Origin of the sequence: Actinospica durhamensis, assembly GCF_018139695.1 — a bacterium.
Taxonomy (GTDB): Bacteria; Actinomycetota; Actinomycetes; order Streptomycetales; family Catenulisporaceae; genus Actinospica; species Actinospica durhamensis.
Genome location: NZ_JAGSOG010000182.1, coordinates 1 through 18,090 on the forward strand (window position 1 = coordinate 1; position 18,090 = coordinate 18,090).

At 73.6% G+C, this 18,090-nt stretch carries 20 protein-coding genes and 1 pseudogene; 17 read left to right on the forward strand and 4 right to left on the reverse strand.

The genetic code is table 11. The annotated features are described in order from the left end of the window. The 5 genes and pseudogenes from KDL01_RS47095 to ybaK all read left to right on the forward strand — a co-directional run. Window positions 1-297 (forward strand): annotated as a pseudogene (locus tag KDL01_RS47095) (NADP-dependent oxidoreductase); the annotation flags it as partial. A 207-nt stretch (window positions 298-504) separates the two neighbouring features. After that, window positions 505-945: an SAV_915 family protein gene (locus KDL01_RS27790; protein ID WP_212531580.1), complete on the forward strand. Its 441-nt coding sequence runs from the start codon at window positions 505-507 to the stop codon at window positions 943-945. A gap of 14 nt (window positions 946-959) precedes the next feature. Then, complete coding sequence (gene lysA, locus KDL01_RS27795) at window positions 960-2,309, forward strand: diaminopimelate decarboxylase (RefSeq protein WP_212531598.1); 1,350 nt, start codon at window positions 960-962, stop codon at window positions 2,307-2,309. Window positions 2,310-2,397: 88 nt separating this feature from the next. Then, on the forward strand, window positions 2,398-3,054 hold the full coding sequence (locus KDL01_RS27800; RefSeq protein WP_212531581.1) for a hypothetical protein: 657 nt from the start codon (window positions 2,398-2,400) through the stop codon (window positions 3,052-3,054). Window positions 3,055-3,104: 50 nt separating this feature from the next. After that, window positions 3,105-3,611, forward strand: a complete 507-nt coding sequence (gene ybaK / locus KDL01_RS27805) for a Cys-tRNA(Pro) deacylase (protein ID WP_212531582.1) — start codon at window positions 3,105-3,107, stop codon at window positions 3,609-3,611. A gap of 51 nt (window positions 3,612-3,662) precedes the next feature. On the opposite strand, the gene KDL01_RS27810 is transcribed toward ybaK, so the two are convergent. Beyond that, on the reverse strand, window positions 3,663-4,322 hold the full coding sequence (locus KDL01_RS27810; protein ID WP_212531583.1) for an LON peptidase substrate-binding domain-containing protein: 660 nt from the start codon (window positions 4,320-4,322) through the stop codon (window positions 3,663-3,665). 79 nt (window positions 4,323-4,401) lie between these two features. Between KDL01_RS27810 and hisD the strand changes: the two genes are divergently transcribed. The 9 genes from hisD to KDL01_RS27855 all read left to right on the forward strand — a co-directional run bounded on the left by hisD (window position 4,402) and on the right by KDL01_RS27855 (window position 11,800). Then, window positions 4,402-5,814 carry a histidinol dehydrogenase gene (gene hisD, locus KDL01_RS27815; protein ID WP_212531584.1) on the forward strand — a complete coding sequence of 471 codons (1,413 nt, stop codon included), beginning with the start codon at window positions 4,402-4,404 and terminating at the stop codon, window positions 5,812-5,814. Further along, window positions 5,811-6,938 (forward strand): histidinol-phosphate transaminase, encoded by a 1,128-nt coding sequence (locus KDL01_RS27820; RefSeq protein ID WP_307846623.1) that lies wholly within the window; start codon window positions 5,811-5,813, stop codon window positions 6,936-6,938. The genes hisD and KDL01_RS27820 overlap by 4 nt, the downstream gene beginning before the upstream one ends. Next, window positions 6,935-7,540 carry an imidazoleglycerol-phosphate dehydratase HisB gene (gene hisB, locus KDL01_RS27825; protein WP_212531585.1) on the forward strand — a complete coding sequence of 202 codons (606 nt, stop codon included), beginning with the start codon at window positions 6,935-6,937 and terminating at the stop codon, window positions 7,538-7,540. Before KDL01_RS27820 ends, hisB begins: the two co-directional genes overlap by 4 nt. Continuing rightward, window positions 7,537-7,698: a CG2302 family histidine operon protein gene (locus KDL01_RS27830; protein ID WP_212531586.1), complete on the forward strand. Its 162-nt coding sequence runs from the start codon at window positions 7,537-7,539 to the stop codon at window positions 7,696-7,698. The genes hisB and KDL01_RS27830 overlap by 4 nt, the downstream gene beginning before the upstream one ends. 30 nt (window positions 7,699-7,728) lie before the next feature. After that, window positions 7,729-8,361 (forward strand): imidazole glycerol phosphate synthase subunit HisH, encoded by a 633-nt coding sequence (gene hisH, locus KDL01_RS27835; RefSeq protein WP_212531587.1) that lies wholly within the window; start codon window positions 7,729-7,731, stop codon window positions 8,359-8,361. Window positions 8,362-8,408: 47 nt separating this feature from the next. Next, on the forward strand, window positions 8,409-9,146 hold the full coding sequence (gene priA / locus KDL01_RS27840; RefSeq protein WP_212531588.1) for a bifunctional 1-(5-phosphoribosyl)-5-((5-phosphoribosylamino)methylideneamino)imidazole-4-carboxamide isomerase/phosphoribosylanthranilate isomerase PriA: 738 nt from the start codon (window positions 8,409-8,411) through the stop codon (window positions 9,144-9,146). After that, window positions 9,143-9,535: a RidA family protein gene (locus KDL01_RS27845; protein WP_212531589.1), complete on the forward strand. Its 393-nt coding sequence runs from the start codon at window positions 9,143-9,145 to the stop codon at window positions 9,533-9,535. Before priA ends, KDL01_RS27845 begins: the two co-directional genes overlap by 4 nt. Further along, entirely contained in the window at window positions 9,532-10,302 is a 771-nt protein-coding gene (gene hisF, locus KDL01_RS27850) for an imidazole glycerol phosphate synthase subunit HisF (RefSeq protein WP_212531590.1), read from the forward strand. Before KDL01_RS27845 ends, hisF begins: the two co-directional genes overlap by 4 nt. Before the next feature lie 199 nt (window positions 10,303-10,501). Then, the gene (locus tag KDL01_RS27855; RefSeq protein ID WP_368861666.1) at window positions 10,502-11,800 is read left to right on the forward strand and encodes an enolase C-terminal domain-like protein; all 1,299 of its coding nucleotides are present in this window, start codon (window positions 10,502-10,504) and stop codon (window positions 11,798-11,800) included. Between the two features lie 7 nt (window positions 11,801-11,807). On the opposite strand, the gene KDL01_RS27860 is transcribed toward KDL01_RS27855, so the two are convergent. Further along, a complete protein-coding gene (locus tag KDL01_RS27860; RefSeq protein WP_212531592.1) occupies window positions 11,808-12,758 on the reverse strand; it encodes a glycosyltransferase in 951 nt (316 codons plus the stop codon). Between the two features lie 263 nt (window positions 12,759-13,021). Here KDL01_RS27860 and KDL01_RS27865 point away from each other — a divergent pair, with 263 nt between their 5' ends. The 3 genes from KDL01_RS27865 (at window position 13,022) to KDL01_RS27875 (ending at window position 15,934) form a co-directional block, all read left to right on the forward strand. Next, window positions 13,022-14,206: a glycosyltransferase gene (locus KDL01_RS27865; RefSeq protein WP_212531593.1), complete on the forward strand. Its 1,185-nt coding sequence runs from the start codon at window positions 13,022-13,024 to the stop codon at window positions 14,204-14,206. A 68-nt stretch (window positions 14,207-14,274) separates the two neighbouring features. After that, window positions 14,275-15,282 carry an aldo/keto reductase gene (locus KDL01_RS27870; RefSeq protein ID WP_438801991.1) on the forward strand — a complete coding sequence of 336 codons (1,008 nt, stop codon included), beginning with the start codon at window positions 14,275-14,277 and terminating at the stop codon, window positions 15,280-15,282. A gap of 1 nt (window position 15,283) precedes the next feature. After that, window positions 15,284-15,934, forward strand: coding sequence for a TetR/AcrR family transcriptional regulator (locus KDL01_RS27875; protein ID WP_212531595.1), 651 nt, complete (start codon window positions 15,284-15,286; stop codon window positions 15,932-15,934). Window positions 15,935-15,941: 7 nt separating this feature from the next. Here KDL01_RS27875 and KDL01_RS27880 read toward each other — a convergent pair whose 3' ends face one another. Continuing rightward, window positions 15,942-17,114: a hypothetical protein gene (locus tag KDL01_RS27880; protein WP_212531596.1), complete on the reverse strand. Its 1,173-nt coding sequence runs from the start codon at window positions 17,112-17,114 to the stop codon at window positions 15,942-15,944. Beyond that, window positions 17,111-18,064 carry a 5-dehydro-4-deoxyglucarate dehydratase gene (locus tag KDL01_RS27885; protein WP_246577099.1) on the reverse strand — a complete coding sequence of 318 codons (954 nt, stop codon included), beginning with the start codon at window positions 18,062-18,064 and terminating at the stop codon, window positions 17,111-17,113. The genes KDL01_RS27880 and KDL01_RS27885 overlap by 4 nt, the downstream gene beginning before the upstream one ends. Window positions 18,065-18,090: the final 26 nt, after the last annotated feature.

Sequence of the window (18,090 nt, forward strand, 5' to 3'; positions counted from 1 at the left end):
CAGATGTGTATAAGAGACAGGTGCGGCGCCATCTCCCAGTACAACGCCGCGGCCCCGGTGCCCGGCCCGGACAACCTGGCCCTGGCCATCGGCAAGCGGCTGACCCTGCGCGGCTTCATCGTGACCGACCACATGCACCTGGCCAAGGAGTGGATCCCGCAGGCGGCGCAGTGGCTGCGCGCGGGCGAGCTGCGCGCCGAGGAGACCGTGGTGGAGGGGATCGACCAGACCGTCGGGGCGTTCCTCGGCCTGCTGCGCGGCGCCAACACCGGCAAGATGCTGATCCGCCTGCCCTAGTCTCCCGCCCTCGTTCCTCTCGCGGCGCCGTGACCGGCGCCTTTTCCCCCTCGCGCGGCCCGGGTGTCAACGCTTCGTTGAGATCCGGGCCGTCGTGGTAGCGGAGGTGTGAGTGCCCGTGCCGACCGGCTCGGCCCGGGATTACCGTCGGAGGCGGTGATCCACTCGGAGCGGGTGGGTCCGCACGTGAGAGGAGCGGTGGTCCGCATGCTCGAGGAGCCTCCGGATACCGAGCGGCTGTACGTACCGCTGCACGGCGCGGCCTGCGGCGTGGCGCTGCGCTACTTCCATGACGAGGCGGGGTCGCGCTGCGCGATCGGCTTCACCGATCTCGGCCGGATGGCCGAACTGCTCGGCTCGGAGCAGGCCTACTACCGGCTCACCGCCCGCGCGGTGCGCGAGCTGGCCGGCGCCGCCGGAGTCACGGTCCTGATCGTCGACCCGGCCCGGATCACCGAACACCCCGAACCCGCCGCCCCCGCCGTCGCGACCGGCGGCACCGTGCACCGGCACGCGGCCCCGGTGCACGCGGCGGCACACGGCCTGAGCGCGGTGCGTTCCGCGCTCGAGCACAGCCAGGCCGCCGGGATCCTCGTGGTCAGCGCCGGAGCCGGCGCCGCCGCGCTCGTGTTGGAGGCGCTGAGATGAACGTGCACGCACTCATGGGGGAACAGGTCCACGACGGACACCCGGCCCGCGCCACCCGGCTCGGCCCGCCCTGGCCGCGCGGGGCGGCCCGCCTCGGCGACGGCGACGTGCTGGTCGGCGGGGTGAGCCTGACCGAGCTGGCCGAGGCGTACGGCACCCCGGTGTACGTGCTCGACGAGGCCGAGGCCCGGCGCCGCGCGGCCGGGTATCGCACGGCCCTGCCGGACGCCTCCGTGCACTACGCCGCGAAGGCCTTCCTGTGCACGAGCTTCGCGCGCTGGATGGACCAGGAGGGACTCGGCCTCGACGTGTGCTCGGGCAACGAGCTCGCCCTGGCCCTCGCCGTCGGCTTCCCGGCCGCGCGGATCATCCTGCACGGCAACGCCAAGACCGAGTCCGAGCTGCTGCTCGCGGTCAAGCACGGGGTCGGGCGGGTCGTGCTCGACTCGTTCCCGGAGATCGCCCACCTCGCCGCGCTCGCCGACCCCGCCCGGCCGCAGGGCGTGTACGTGCGCGTCGTACCGGGTGTCGCGGCCGGCCACCACGCCGCGGTGCGCACCGGCGTGGACGACCAGCAGTTCGGCTTCGCGCTCGAGGACGGCGGCGCGCTGGAGGCGGTCGAGCGCGTGCTCGACCAGCCGCACCTGCGCCTGGACGGCCTGCACTGCCATCTCGGGTCGCAGATCACCGACATCGAGCCCTTCCTCACCGCGGTCGGCCGCCTGGTGGGCCTGCTCGGGCGGCTGCGCGAGCGCCGCGGCGTGACGCTGCCGGAGCTCGACCTCGGCGGCGGACACGGCATCGCCTACCGCGTCGGGGACGCCGAGCTCCCGCCGGAGGACTTCGCCGCCTACGTGCTGCCCCGGCTGCGCGCCTGCTGCGCCGAGGCGGGCATCCCGGTGCCGCGGCTGGTGCTCGAGCCGGGCCGGGCGATCGTGGGCCCGGCGGGCGTGGCGGTCTACCGGGTGCTCTCGGTCAAGGTCGCCGCCTCCGGCCGCCGCTTCGTCGCGGTCGACGGCGGGATGAGCGACAACCCGCGGCCCGCCCTGTACGGCGCCGAGTACAGCGTGCAGCTGATCGGGCGCAGGTCCGCGGCCCTGATGGAGCCCGCGCGGGTGGTCGGGCGGCACTGCGAGGCCGGCGACGTGCTGGTGCCGGACGCCAGCCTGCCCGCCGACGTGCGGCCCGGCGACCTGCTCGCGGTGCCCGCCTCCGGCGCCTACCAGCTGTCCATGGCCTCGGGCTACAACCTCGTCGCCCGGCCCCCGCTGGTCGGGGTGCGCGAGGGGGCCTGGAAGGTGCTGCTGCGCCGCGAGGCCCTGTCCGACATCCTCGAGCGCGAGGGCGTCGGGGCCGCGGGCTGATCGCCGGCCCGCCCGGCGCAGGTGCGCGGCTCGCCCGATTGTCGGCCCAGAGAAGACACTGCGCGGCAGCTGTGAAAAAGTGTCACCGATGAGTATCGAGATATCGGCGCCGCCGCCGCAGCGCACCCGTGCGCGCGAGGCGTGGGCCCCTGAGGCCGTCGGCGCCCTGGTGATCGGCGCGCTGTCCTTGGTCGCGGGCGTGATCGTCGGCGTGGCCTGGCGCTACCTCGCGCCGCCGGTGCACGGCGTGATCACCGTCTCGGGCGGGCAGAAGGCCGCGTACTACGAGAACCCGGAGACCAAGGGCTTCGTCGGGCAGGACGGCATGTTCGCCGTCTGCGGCGTGGTGGCCGCGGTGCTGCTGGCGCTGGCCGCGTTCTTCTGGTTCCGCCGCCGCGCCCCCATCGGCGTCGCGCTGGCCCTGGGCGGGGCGGGCATCGGCGCGTCCTACCTGGCCGCCTGGTTCGGCGTCTGGCTCGGCCCCGGCCGCGGCTCGGTGATCGCCTCGACCAACGGCGTGGCCGCCAACCAGGTCTTCGACCTGCCGCTCAACATCGGCGCCACCGGCGTGATCTGGCTCTGGCCGGCCGTGGCGGTGGGCCTGTACTTCCTGCTGATGCTGGTGTTCGGCCCGTCCGACGACCCCGAGCAGACCGCGGCGCAGTACGAGTTCCCGCAGTGGGCCGACCCGGTCGACCTGACCGCGCCCGGACCGCAGGACACCCGGCCCGAGCAGCACCCGTAACCCGCACCCGCGGCGCCGGGCGCGGCCCGCGGGCTGGGTAGGCTGGCCCGGTGGCGAAGAACACCAAGCAGGGCAGGACCGCGGCGGGCACCCCGGCGACCGTCGCGCTGACGAAGGCTCAGATCCCTTTCGTCACCCACGAATACGCGCACGACCCCTCCGCCGCCTCGTACGGCACCGAGGCGGCCGAGGCGCTGGGCGTGGACCCGGCGCGCGTGTTCAAGACGCTGGTGGCCGACGTGGACGGCCGGCTGACCGTCGCCGTCGTCCCGGTCTCCGGCAGCCTCGACCTGAAGGCGCTGGCCGCCGCGGTGGGCGGCAAGAAGGCCGCGATGGCCGACCCGGCCGCGGCCGAGCGCTCCAGCGGCTACGTGCTGGGCGGGATCTCGCCGCTCGGGCAGCGCCGGCCGCTGCCCACCGTGCTCGACGCCTCGGCGCTGGCCTTCGAGACGATGTTCTGCTCGGCCGGCCGGCGCGGCCTCGAGGTCGAGCTCGCCCCGGCCGCCCTGGTCACTCTCACGGCGGCGGTGACCGCGCCGATCGGCCGCGCCGGCTGAGCCGAACGGGTCGCGCCGCGCGCGATCGCGCGCGGAACCTTGAGCCTGCCTTCAGTCTCTCTTGAGGATGTCCACCGCCGGGAGCGAGCGTAGCTCCTGGATCAGCAGCGCCTCGCGCCGCAGCAGGGCCTGTTCGCGCCGCAGCCGGGTCGCGGTGTCGGCGGCGGCCAGCAGGGAGTGCTTCTCCCGCAGGTCGATGATCATCGTGGCGGCGATCAGGTAGGACAGCACCGTCGGGTCGTCCGGCAGCTGCGGCAGCGCGCCCACGCGCAGGCCGCGCAGCGTGGTCAGGGCCCGCTGGTAGCCGAGGAAGTGCGCGGTGGCCGGGGTGCGCAGCGCGTCCGCGCCCTCGCCCGGGACGTCGGTGAGGATCTCCACCTCGGCGGTCGGGTACGGCGCCGCGGACAGGTCGGCGGCCAGCACCCGGAAGCGCTCCACGCCCGTGGTGACCAGCGCGTACGAGCCGTCGTCGGCCGCGTCCACGGCCGAGATCTGCGCCGTGCACCCGTACTCGTAGACGCTGCGGACGTTGCCCTCGCCCACCTCGCGGCCGTCCTTGATGGCCACCACGCCGAAGCGCTGCTCGGTGGTCTCCAGTGCCTGGAGGTCCTCGACCAGCTGCCGGTAGCGCGGTTCGAACACGCGCAGCGGCATCACGACGCCAGGGAAGAGCACTGACCCGAGCGGGAAGAGGGGCAGCGTGGTCGGCATGCCCCTAGCGTAGAACCTTCCGAGCCCAGTATTCGGAACCTCGGGCAGGCCGGTGCCGACGGGCAACTACACTGGTTGTGTGATCAACCGTATCGATTTGCGTGGAATGGACCTGCGTTCGGCGGGCCTGGACGTGCGGAACCTGGTTCCGCGCGCCGAGTTCGACATCGAGGCGGCCCTCGAGGTCGTGCGTCCGATCTGTGAGGACGTCCGCCATCGCGGGGAAGCGGCGCTGATCGAGTACGGGGAGCGGTTCGACGGGGTCCGGCTGCGCTCGCTGCGCGTGTCCGGCGACGCGATCGCGCAGGCGTTGGCCGCGCTCGACCCGCAGGTGCGCGCCGCACTCGAGGAGTCCATCCGCCGCGCCCGCAAGGTGCACAACGACCAGCGCCGCCGCGACGTGCAGACGGTCGTGGTGCCCGGCGGCATGGTGACCGAGCGCTGGGTGCCCATCCGCCGGGCCGGCCTCTACGTGCCGGGCGGCCTGGCCGTGCTGCCCTCGTCCGTCGTCATGAACGTGGTCCCGGCCCAGGTCGCCGGAGTGGACCAGATCGCGGTGGCCTCGCCGCCGCAGCGCGCCTTCGGCGGGCTGCCGCACCCGACCATCCTGGCCGCCTGCGCCCTGCTCGGGGTCGAGGAGGTGTACGCGGTCGGCGGCGCCCAGGCCATCGCCATGTTCGCCTACGGCTCCGGCGCCGGGGAGACCGGCTGCCGCCCGGTGGACATCGTCACCGGCCCCGGCAACATCTACGTCGCCGCGGCCAAGCGGCTGCTCAAGGGCCGGATCGGGATCGACACCGAGGCCGGCCCCACCGAGATCGCGATCCTCGCCGACCTCAGCGCCGACCCCGGCCACGTCGCGGCCGACCTGATCAGCCAGGCCGAGCACGACCCGATGGCCGCCGCGATCCTGGTCTCCGACTCGCCCGCGCTGGTCGAGGCGGTGGAGCTGGAGCTGGGCAGGCGGGTGCCGCAGACCAAGCACGCCGAGCGCATCGCCCAGGCCCTGGCCGGGCGCCAGTCCGCGCTGATCCTGGTGGACGACCTCGAGGCGGGGCTGGTCGTGGTGGACGGCTATGCGGCCGAGCACCTGGAGATCCAGACCTCCAACGCCCGGGTGCTGGCCGGCCGGGTGCGCAACGCCGGCGCCATCTTCGTCGGGCCGTACTCGCCGGTCTCGCTCGGGGACTACTGCGCCGGGTCCAACCACGTGCTGCCCACCGGCGGCTGCGCCTGCCACAGCTCGGGCCTTTCCGTGCAGACCTTCCTCAAGGGCATCCACATCGTGGAGTACAACGAGGCCGCGCTGGCCGAGGTCGCCCCGCACGTGGTCGTGCTGGCCAACGCCGAGGACCTGCCCGCGCACGGGGAGGCCGTGCAGGCCCGCCGCGCGCCCGAGTTCGAGCCCGAGTTCGAGCCGGAGCCGCACGCCGAACCCGCCAGTCCGGCCCCGGCGCCGGACACCGACGCAACCCCTCTGGAGGAGGAGTGACCGACCGGTACCCGGCCGCGTCGCCCGCCGGCATCAGCTGGCGGGACCTGCCCATCCGGGACGACCTGCGCGGCCTGACGCCGTACGGCGCGCCGCAGCTCGACGTCCCGATCCTGCTCAACACGAACGAGAACCCGTACCCGCCCTCGGCCGCGCTGGTGGCCGACCTGGCCGAGGCCGTCACACACGCGGCCGCCGGGGCCAACCGCTACCCCGACCGGGACGCCGACGAGCTGCGCAAGGACCTCGCGCAGTACCTGGGCCACGGCCTGCTCGGCGCGAACCTGTGGGCCGCCAACGGCTCCAACGAGATCATCCAGCAGATCCTGCAGTGCTTCGGCGGGGCCGGACGCACCGCGCTCGGCTTCGAGCCGTCCTACTCCATGCACCGGCTGATCGCGCTGGCCACCGGCACCGGCTGGGTGGCCGAGCAGCGCGACCCGGAGACCTTCGAGCTCGACCCGGCCCGCGCCGTGGCCGCGATCGAGCGGCACCGGCCCGACGTGGTCTTCCTCACCTCGCCCAACAACCCGACCGGCACCGCGGCGCCGCTCGAGCTGATCGAGGCGGTCGTGGACGCGGCGCCCGGGATGGTCGTGATCGACGAGGCGTACGCCGAGTTCTTCCGGCCCGGCACGCCCTCCGCGCTCACCCTGCTGCCCGGCCGCCCCCGGCTGCTGGTCACCCGCACCATGTCCAAGGCCTTCGCCATGGCCGGCGCGCGCATCGGCTACCTGGCCGCGGACCCGGCCGTGATCGACGCGCTGCTGCTGGTGCGCCTGCCCTACCACCTGTCCGTGTTCACCCAGGCCGTGGCCCGCACCGCGCTCGCGCACACCGCCGAGCTGCTCGGCACGGTCGACGCGGTCAAGGCCCAGCGCGACCGGATCGTGGCCGAGCTCACCGGCCTCGGCCTGAGCGTGGTGCCCTCCGACGCCAACTTCGTCTCCTTCGGCGACTTCGCCGACCCGCACGCCGTCTGGCAGGGCCTGCTGGAGCGGGGGGTGCTGATCCGCGAGGGACTGCTGCCGCATAAGCTGCGCGTGACCGCGGGCACCGAGGACGAGACGACGGCCTTCCTGGACGGGCTCCGGGACGTTCTGGCGAAGGAGAGCGCGCAGTGACCGAGGACCGCCGACGCAGGTACGGCCGGGTGGCCCGGACCACCAAGGAGTCGAGCGTGCTGGTCGAGATCGACCTCGACGGCACCGGGATCACCGATGTGGACACCGGCATCGGCTTCTACGACCACATGCTGGGCCAGCTGGCCAAGCACGGGCTGTTCGACCTGCTCGTGAAGACCACCGGCGACCTGCACGTGGACGCCCACCACACGGTGGAGGACACCGCCCTCGCCCTCGGCGGCGCGTTCCGCGAGGCGCTCGGGGACAAGTCCGGGATCCGCCGGTTCGCCAACGCCTCGGTGCCGCTGGACGAGACCCTGGCCGAGGCCGTGGTGGACCTCTCCGGCCGGCCCTACCTGGTGCACGAGGAGCCGGAGCGGATGGCGCCGATGATCGGGGCCTACGACACCACGCTCACCCGGCACATCTTCGAGTCCTTCATCGCCCAGGCCCAGATCTGCCTGCACCTGCGCGTGCCGTACGGGCGCAACGCCCACCACATCGTCGAGGCGCAGTTCAAGGCGGTGGCCCGGGCGCTGCGCGACGCGTGCGCGTTCGACCCGCGGGTGACCGGCGTCCCGTCCACGAAAGGCACCCTGTGACCAACAGCTACAGTGCGGCCCTGCTGATCCTGCTCGGCCTCTTCCTGCTCGGCGGCGTGATCTCCTTCGCCAAGCAGGGCCTTTCCAAGATGATCATCACGGCGCTCGGGGTGTGCAGCGCGCTGGCGCTCGCCTCCGGCGTCATGCGGTGGAAGTAGCCGGGGCATGAGCGAATCGGTGAGCGCCGCATGACCACCGTCGCCATCCTCGACTACGGCTTCGGCAACGTCCGCTCGGCCGAGCGGGCCGTGGCCCGGCAGGGCGCCGAGGTGAGCATCACCTCCGACTTCGAGGCCTGCCTCGAGGCGGACGGGCTGCTGGTGCCCGGCGTCGGCGCGTACGCGGCCTGTATGAGCGGCCTGCGACGAGTGCTCGGACACCGCGTCATCGGCCGCCGGCTGGCCGGCGCGCGCCCGGTGCTCGGCATCTGCGTCGGCATGCAGGTGCTGTTCGAACAGGGCATCGAGCACGGCGTGCGCACCGAGGGCTGCGGCGAGTGGCCCGGCACGGTCGAGCAGCTGCGCGCCCCGGTGGTGCCGCACATGGGCTGGAACACCGTGGCGATGCCCGCCGGCAGCCCCATGTTCGCCGGGATCGAGCCGGACGCCCGGTTCTACTTCGTGCACTCCTACGCCGCGCTGGACTGGACCCTGACCGACACCGGCGCGCTGCCCACCCCGCAGGTGGCCTGGTGCGACTACGGCACGACCCCGTTCGTGGCCGCGGTGGACAACGGCGCGCTGTGGGCCACCCAGTTCCATCCGGAGAAGTCCGGCGACGCCGGCGCCCAGCTGATCGCCAACTGGCTCAAGACCCTGTGACCGAAGCGTTCGAACCCACGGCTCGAACAACACTGGTAAGGAAGCGCATGTCCAAGCTCGAACTCCTGCCCGCGGTGGACGTGGAGAACGGCCAGGCGGTGCGGCTGGTGCGCGGTGAGGCGGGCACCGCCACCTCCTACGGCGCGCCGCTGGAGGCCGCGCTGGCCTGGCAGGCGGCCGGGGCCGAGTGGGTGCACCTGGTGGACCTCGACGCCGCCTTCGGCCGCGGGTCCAACCGCGAGCTGCTGGCCTCGGTGGTGGCCGCGCTGGAGGTCAAGGTGGAGCTGTCCGGCGGCATCAGGGACGACGCGTCGCTGCGCGCGGCCCTGGCCACCGGCTGCACCCGGGTGAACCTGGGCACCGCCGCGATGGAGAACCCGCAGTGGGTGGCCAAGGCCATCGCCGAGCACGGCGAGCGGATCGCGGTGGGCCTCGACTGCAAGCTGGAGGACGGCTCCTGGCGGCTGCGCGGGCGCGGCTGGACCACCGACGGCGGCGAGCTTTTCGAGGCCCTGGCCCGGCTCGACGCCGAGGGCTGCTCCCGCTACGTGATCACCGACGTCAACAAGGACGGCATGCTGGCCGGCCCGAACGTCGAGCTCTACCGCACCGTGTGCGCCGCCACCGACCGCCCGGTGGTGGCCTCTGGCGGGGTCTCGAGCATCGAGGACCTGCGGGCGCTGGCCGGGCTCGTCCCGGACGGGGTCGAGGGGGCTATCGTGGGCAAGGCGCTGTACGCGGGCGCGTTCACCCTCGAGCAGGCCTTGGAGGCTGTGTCCCGTTGACCGTACTCCGTGTCTCCTCGGCCGGGCCGTGGGAAGACGCCTTCGGCTACAGCCGCGCCGTGATAGCCGGCCCGCACGGGTACGTCTCGGGGTGCACCGCCGTCCTGGACGGGGTGGTCCACCACGAGGGCGACCCGTATCAGCAGGCGCTCACGGCCTTCGGGGTGGCGCTGGACGCGCTGGCCCAGGGCGGATTCGGGCCCGAGGACGTGGTGCGCACCCGGATGTACGTCACGCACACCCGGGACGTGGAAGCGGTCGGCCGCGCGCACAAGAAGCTGTTCGACGCCTTCCGCCCGGCCGCGACGATGGTCGTGGTCGCCAAGCTGATCGACCCTCAGATGCTGGTCGAGGTCGAGGTCGACGCCTACCGGGAAGGTGCCCGATGACGCTCGCGATCCGGGTGATCCCCTGTCTCGACGTGGACGCCGGCCGGGTGGTCAAGGGCGTCAACTTCGAGAACCTGCGCGACGCCGGGGACCCGGTGGAACTGGCCCGCGCCTACGACGAGGCCGGCGCGGACGAGCTGACCTTCCTGGACGTGACCGCCTCGAGCGGGGACCGGGAGACCACCTACGACGTGGTGCGCCGCACCGCGGAGCAGGTGTTCATCCCGCTCACCGTCGGCGGCGGGGTGCGTTCGGCGGACGACGTGGACCGGCTGCTGCGCGCGGGCGCGGACAAGGTCGGGGTGAACACCGCCGCCATCGCCCGCCCCGAGCTGATCTCCGAGATCGCCGAGCGCTTCGGCCGCCAGGTGCTTGTGCTCTCCGCCGACGTGCGCCGGTGCACCGGGGAGACCCGCACCGACTCCGGCTTCGAGGTGACCACGCACGGCGGCCGCACCCGCACCGGCCTCGACGCGATCGAGTGGGCCGCGCGCGCGGCCGAGCTCGGCGCCGGGGAGATCCTGCTCAACTCGATGGACGCGGACGGCACCAAGGACGGCTACGACCTCGAGCTGATCCGCCTGGTCCGGGCCGAGGTGACGATCCCGGTGATCGCCTCGGGCGGCGCCGGCCGGGTGGAGGACTTCGCCCCCGCCGTGGCCGCGGGCGCCGACGCGGTATTGGCCGCCTCGGTCTTCCACTTCGGCGAACTGTCCGTCGGCGAGGTCAAGTCGGCGCTGCGCGAGGCGGGCCACCCGGTCCGCTGAGAGCGCGTGAACCGCGGCGCCGCGTGCGCACCGTGGTCTTCGAAGGGCCCGCGGCCGGTGCCGCGGGCCCTTCGGCGTCCCCGGGCGCGGTGTCGGGCTTCACACGCTTGCCACGTTGACGCTCCGCGGTTCGCGCGCGTAAGTTGAGGGACGCTGCAGTCGTTCATCAACCTGCAAGTTGTTCACAAGTATGAACGGGATGGTCATGGGATCCACGAGCGCGCCGAAGATCACCGAGGTCGTCATCACCCCCGTGGCGGTGCTCGACCCCCCGCTGCTCAACGCCTCCGGCGTGCATCAGCCCTACCAGCTGCGGGCGGTCATCGAGGTGCACACGGACGCCGGGATCACCGGCCTGTCCGAGGCGTACGGCGACGACCCGACCCTGGCCAACCTGCGCAAGGCCGCCCCCGCGCTGGCCGGGCTGAGCGTGTTCGACGTCAACGGCCTCACCAGCCGGGTGGCGCTCGCCCTGGGCAAGGTGACCCCGACCAACCTGACCGAGCTGGTCGGGCGGGTCTCCCGGGAGAAGACCGTGGCCCAGACCGTCGGCGCGTTCGAGGTCGCCTGCTACGACGCGCAGGGCCGGGCCACCGGTCAGCGCGTGTGCGACCTGCTCGGCGGCGCCGTGCGCGAGGCGGTGCCCTACAGCGCCTACCTGTTCTACCGCTGGGCCGTGCACCCCGACGGCGCCACCGGACCGGACTACCCGGACGACGACTGGGGCGACGCGCTCGACCCCGACGGCATCGTGCGCCAGGCCCGGCGGCTGGTGGACACCTACGGCTTCGGCTCGCTCAAGCTCAAGGGCGGCGTGTTCGAACCCGAGGCCGAGGCCGAGGCGATCGAGGCGCTGCGCGAAGCCTTCCCCGAGCACCCGCTGCGCCTCGACCCGAACGCCAACTGGTCGGTGGCGACCTCGCAGCGGATCGCCCCGCGGCTCGAGGGCCTGCTCGAGTACCTCGAGGACCCGACCGGCGGCAACCCGGGCATGGCCGAGGTGGCCAGGTCCACCTCGCTGCCGCTGGCCACGAACATGTGCGTGACCGCGTTCGAGGAGGTGCCGGAGGCCGCGCGGCTCGGGTCCGTCTCGGTCGTGCTCTCCGACCACCACTACTGGGGCGGCTTCCGCGCCTCGCTCAAGCTCGCCGGGATCTGCGAGACCTTCGACTGGGGCATGTCGATGCACTCGAACACGCACCTGGGCATCTCGCTCGCGGCGATGACGCACCTGGCCGCCGCCGTGCCGAACCTCACCTACGCCTGCGACACCCACTCCCCGTGGACGCGCGAGGACGTGATCCAGCCCGGCGCGCTGGTGTGGGACAAGGGCTCGCTGGCGGTGCCCGGCAGCGAGGGCCTGGGCGTGGAACTGGACCGGGACGCGCTGGAGAAGCTGCACCGGCAGTACCTCGAGTGCGGCGTGCGCTCCCGCGACGACCTGTCCGCGATGCGCCTGAAGGACCCGGCCTGGGAGCGGCTGAACCCGCGGTTCTGAGCCGCCGTCAGCCGAGGATCGTCGAGTACGGGCTGTGGCCGGCCGTCGTGCGGCCGGCCTGCTCGAGGTAGTCGGCGCAGGACGGGAGCGCGAGGTCCCTGATCCAGTCGTTCATGGTGAACGGGTTGATCCGCGGGAACAGCGTCAGCAGCCTGATGATCGGGGTGCCGTACTTCTCCGCCATGTAGCGGTAGTTGCGCTCGGCCGAGAGCTCGTTGGTCTCGCCGCTCTTCTCGTGCGGCAGGTGCACCGCGCCGGCCAGGCGGCTGAGCACGATCGGCACCCCGCCGCGGTGCAGCCGGTAGCCCAGGTCCATGTCCTCCGCCCCCCAGCTGCGGAACTCCTCGTCGAACAGGCCGATCCGGTGCAGCGAGTCGGTGCGCGCCGAGATGTTGGCCGACCAGAAGACCACCCAGGGCGCCGGCAGGTGGTGGAACTCGTCCCCGTACTTGGTCCAGAAGGGCTCGCGGATGTCCCACCACTGCGGGCGCTCGGCCAGCCGCGCGATCGTGCCGGCCGGGTCCTCGAGGTCCAGTTCCTGTTCCAGCGCCCAGGTTCCCGCCGCGTCCTGCTGGAGCCCGTAGTTGTAGCCCACCACCGCCACCGGCCCGCGGTCGGTGTTCTGCTCGGCCAGGTGGGCCCGCAGCAGCCGCGGGTGGGCCAGCATGCCCGAGTCGAGGAACACGCAGACCTCCGCGTCCGCGTTCCTGATCCCCATGTTCCGAGCCGCCGCGGCCCGGAAGCCCTCGTCGCGCTGCGTGTGGAACCGCACGTTCAGGACGTCGCGGAATCCCTCGACCACCGCCGCGGTCTCGTCCGTGGACCCGTCGTCCGCCACGATCACCTCGAACTCCTCGCGCGGCAGCGTCTGGCGGGTGAGCGAACTCAGGGTGTGGCCGAGCAGCCGGGCCCGGTTGTAGGTGGGGATGACGACGCTGCAGGCGGGCTGGCGGCTCACGGTGGTTCCTCCGTGGTGTCAGAAGGCTGATCGCGGCCCTCGGGCGGGACCGGCCGCGGGTCGCACCGGTGTCGACCGCTTCTCAGGGTTCCCATTCGGATCCGCGTCGGCTAGGCGCGCGGTGGGCGAACTGTCAGGTCGGCGGGGACCTGACAGTTGCGCCGCGCGGTGATCGCTGTGCCCGCCGCCGGCTGCGAGAGTCGGTGAGGGGCGGCCCGGCTCGGCGTGGCCGCGTTCGGACGGGCTTCGACTCGAGGGAAACGATGAGCAGATTCCTGTGGGTGTGTTTCGACGGCGGCGGCAACGTGCCGCCGAGCGTCGGCATAGCGAGGCAGCTGGAGCGGCTCGGCCACGAGGTGGTCTTCGCCGGGCGCGCGGCCATGCAGGACCGGGTGCGCCGGGCCGGGTTCCGCACCCTGGAGCTGACCCGGGCCACGGAGTCGGCCGAGGCGTACGCGTGGCACCCGCGCGGAGCGACCCTGTGCTACCTGACCTCGCCCGCGGTGGCGCGGGAGGTCCACGCCTACGCCGCGGCCGAGCGGCCCGACGTGGTCGTGATCGATTCGCACATGGGCGCGGTCCTGGCCACCGCGCCCGAGTTCGGCGTGCCGACCGCGATCGTGATGCACAGCTTCATCCACCGCACCTTCGAGGGCATGCGCGACCTGCTGCGGATGCAGAGCGAGGTGCGCCGGCGCTCGGGCTTCGGCCCCATCCCGGACATCGACGAGCTCTGGGGCGGGCGCGACCTCGTGCTGGCCACCTCGCTCGCCGAGTTCGACCTGCCGGTGCGCGCCCCGTGGCCGCAGCTGGTCCACTCCGGTCCGGTGCTCGAGCAGGACAGCCGGGCCGACGGGCTCCGGCTGCCCTGGCCGGCCGAGGATCCGACGCCGCTGGTCGTGGTGAGCTTCAGCACCGAGGAGGGCCAGGCCTCCACGGCGAAGCTGCAGCGCACGCTGGACGCCTTCGCGGAGCTGTCCGTGCACGTCGTGGCCACCACCTCCGGCGTCGACCCCGGGCTGCTCTCGGTGCCCGGCAACGCGCACGCGGTCCGCTTCGCCCCGCACGACGCGCTGATGAGCCGCGCCGCGGTCGTCGTCACGCACGGCGGGCACGGCACGGCGATGCGCGCGCTGTGCCACGGGGCGCCGGCCCTGCTGCTGGTCGGCCGGGCCGGCGACCAGCCGGGCATCGCGGCCCTTGACCAGCCGATCGTGGCGGCGTTCGTCGAGGAGATCGGCGCCGGGATCGCCGTGGGCGTCGAGGCGGGCAGCCCGCAGATCCGCGCGGCCGCGGGCGAACTGCTGGCGCACGACGGGTTCCGGCGCAGGGCCGAGCAGGCCGCGCGCAGCCTCGGCGCCGTCAACGGGGCGCGCTCCGCCGCGCTCAGCCTGTCGCTGCTGACGCCGGCCCGCCGGGGGAGCGCGGCGCTGACGACTGTCGGCTGACAGATGTTGACATCTGTCATTCCACTTCGCACACTGGAAGCAGTGACGACGAGGGGATGACAGCGATGATCAGCACACGCACGCTCGGCACCGGTCCGGCCGCGGTGGCCTCCGGGGCGCTCGGCCTCGGCCTGATGGGCATGTCCGGGATGTACGGCCCGGCCGAGGAGTCCGAGTCGATCGAGACGATCAGGGCCGCCGTGGAGTCCGGGGTGAACCTGCTCGACACCGGCGACTTCTACGGCATGGGCCACAACGAGATGCTGCTCGGCCGGGCCCTGAAGCAGCTGGGCCTGGACCGCGACGCGGTGCGGATCTCGGTGAAGTTCGGCGCCCAGCGCGGCCCCGACGGCTCCTGGCTCGGCTACGACGCCCGCCCGGCCGCCGTGAAGACCGCGCTGGCCTACACCCTCACCCGGCTCGGGGTGGACCACATCGACGTCTACCGGCCCGCCCGCCTGGACCCGCGGGTCCCGATCGAGGAGACGGTCGGGGCGATCGGCGAGCTGGTGCAGGCCGGCTACGTCCGGCAGGTCGGCCTCTCCGAGGTCGGCGCCGAGACCATCCGCCGGGCCCACGCGGCGCACCCGATCACCGACCTGCAGATCGAGTACTCGCTGATCTCGCGCGGGCTGGAGGAGGCCATTTTGCCGACCACCCGGGAGCTGGGCATCGGCATCACCGCGTACGGCGTGCTCTCCCGCGGCCTGATCAGCGGCCACTGGACGCCCGAGCGCTCCACCCACGCGGCCGACTTCCGCACCCACGCCCCGCGCTTCCAGGGCGAGAACCTCACCCGCAACCTGGAGCTCGTCGAGGCGCTGCGCACCGTCGCCGAGGCCAGGGGCGCCTCGGTCGCGCAGATCGCGATCGCCTGGGTGCTGGCCCAGGGCACGGACATCGTCCCGCTGATCGGCGCCCGCCGCCCCGACCGGCTGGCCGAGGCGCTCGGCGCGCTCGAGGTCGAGCTGACCGCCGAGGACCTCGCGCAGATCGAGAAGGCCGTGCCGAAGGGCGCCGCGTCGGGCGAGCGCTACGCCACGGCGCAGATGAGCTCGCTCGACAGCGAGCGCTGAGATGACCGCGGCGCAGCCGCTGACGCGGGAACAGATCCTCGAGGCGGCCAAGGAGGCGCTGCGCCGCTACGGCCCGGCCAAGACCACCGTGGTCGACGTGGCGCAGTCGCTCGGGGTCTCGCACGGCACCGTCTACCGGCACTTCCCGACCAAGGCGGCGCTGCGGGCCGCGGTGGTGCGCCAGGGCCTCGCGGCGGTGTCCCGGGATCTCGGCGCCATCGCCGAGGAGGACGGACCCGCCGTCGACCGGCTGCGCCGCTGGCTGGCCGCACTGGTGAGCCGCAAGCAGGGCTACGCCCGCGAGGATCCCGAGCTGTTCGCGACCTACCATCTGATCGCGGCCGACGACTCCGGCGCGGTCGCCGAACACCTCTCGGCCCTGGCCGAGCAGATCACCCACATCCTGCGCGACGGCGTCGCCGCCGGGGAGATCCGCCCCTCCGCCCTCGCCGCCGGCGGCCGCGCCGTGCTCGACGCGACCGCCCGCTTCCACAACCCCTCGCACGCCGCCGAGTGGATCTCGCCCGAGATAGACGAGGCCTTCGATGCGGTGTGGGACCTGCTGGTGCTCGGCCTCGCCCGGCCCGACGGGCAGGAGGCGGGGCGCGGCGGTGACGGCGGCGCCGCGGTGCCGACGGGCACGCGGTACTGACGGAGCCTCAGCCCGCCAGCGCCTGCACCGCCGCCAGGTCCGCCGCCGAGGCCAGGCCGGCGTGGTAGAGCCGCAGTTCGTCGGCACCGGCGGCGCGCAGCTCGGTCACCCAGGCATCGAGCCCGGCCCGGTCCGCCCCCATCCCGCCGACGATGTTCACCGTCGCGGCGAGGGGCTGCGCCGGGCCGGCGGCGCGTCCCGCCTTCGCCACGGCCTGCGTCATCGCGGCGGCGTAGGTCCGCAGCTGCGTCAACGCGTCCTGCGAACGCGCGCCGCCGCACTGCAGGACCGCGCCGAAGGAGGCGTCGGGCACCGAGCCGGGGTTCGCGCCGACGGCGAGCGGGTCGGGGCTGGTGTGCAGCAGCACCGGCAGGTCGGGGCGCACCCGCCGCACCGCCTCGACCATCTCGGCCTGGAACCCGGCCGCCGCGTGCACGCGCAGGATGCCGACCGCGTCCGTGGTCTGCGGGTCAAGGGCCGCGGCCGCCGCGTCACCGCGGAAGACCGGCTCCAGCGCCTCGCGCACCTGCTCGCGCAGCCGATCGAGGCCGTGCGCCGCGTACCAGGCCTCGCAGTGCGTGCAGAAGCACAGGTTCAGCAGGAACTTCGTGCTCTGATCGAACGCGACGCCGCCGGTCTTGTCGTGCGCGTGCAGGTGGTCGTAGCCGTACCAGCCGCAGGACTCGAGTTCGACCCCGTCGATGTCCGGCTGCGCGGCCACCTCGGCGGCCAGCCGGGTGCAGTAGTCGCGGACGGCGGGGGAGTTGACGCACAGCGCCCACGGATACGGGTCGCCGAACGCGTTGACGACCGCGTGCTCCGGGTGCAGCGTGCCGAGGCGCTGATTGTGGGTCAGGATCGTCCAGGCGTAGACCTTCAGGCCCGCCGCGCGCAGCCGCGGCGCCGCCTCGGTGAAGGCGCCCGGGGCCCAGGCCGCCTCGACCGGGCTCAGCGGCGAGCCGTTCCAGTGCGCCGGATCAGGCCGGTAGTACACGGCCGAGTGGCTCGCCGTGACGACCTTGCGCTCCGGGTGGCGCGGCGACAGGGCCCTGACGGTGTGGTACGCGGCGGCCAGGGTGACCCGGTCCACGCCGAGCCCGGCGATCCGGTCCGGGGCGTGCGGATCCCCCGCCACGTCCCAGGGGTAGAGGCTGACGCCGAGCCCGGCCGCGCGGTTCACGCGACGGACCCGCCGACCTTGTCGACCCCGCCGGCGCCGAGCGCGGCCACGGCCTCGCGGGCCCGCTCGATCAGGGCGAGGGCCTCGGCCACATGCTCGGCCGCGGGCTCGACCAGCGGCGCGCGCACCGGGCCGGCGTCGTGGCCGCCCGCCCGGGTCAGTGCCTTGACCAGCGACACCGCGTAGCCCGGCCGGGCGTTGCGCAGCTGCACATAGGGCCGGAAGAACACGTCCACCAGCCGGTCCACGCTCGCGTGCTCGCCGCGCTCCAGCGCGCCGTGGAAGGCCAGCGCCAGGTCCGGAGCGAAGCAGAACACCGCGGAGGAGTAAAGCGGCACCCCGACCGCGCGGTACGCCTGCTGGGTCATCTCGGCGGTGGGCATCCCGTTGAAGTACTGGAAGTCCGTGGTGCCGCTCGCGCGCACCGCGCTGACCACCCGCAGCATCAGGTCCAGATCGCCGCGCCCGTCCTTGAAACCGACGATGTTGGGCACCTGGGCGAGTTCGACCACGGTCTCCGGCGCGAAGACGGTGGTGTCGCGCTGGTAGAGGATCAGGTCGAGGTCGGTCCCGGCGGCCAGCGCGGTGTAGTGGCGCAGCAGGCCGTCCTGTCCGCCGTCCGCGCTGTACGGCGGCAGCACGAGCAGCCCGTTGGCGCCCGCCCGCTGCGCCGCGTGCGCGTACTCCAGCGCCAGCGCCGTGCCGTACCCGCATCCGCCGATCACCGGCACCCGCCCCGCCGAGCTCGAGCCGGCCGCGGACACGGCCCCCACGGCCGTCCGCACGACCTGCTCGTACTCGGCGGGCGCGAGCGCCGGGAACTCACCGGTGCCGCACGCCGCGAACACCGCCCCCGGCCCGTGCGCGAGGCGTGCCTCGACGTGGGCGTGGTAGGCGTCCGGGGCGAAGCGCCCGTCCTGGTCGAACGCGGTGACGGGGAAGAACAGCAGGCCGTCGAGGCGGCGGGGGCTGGCGG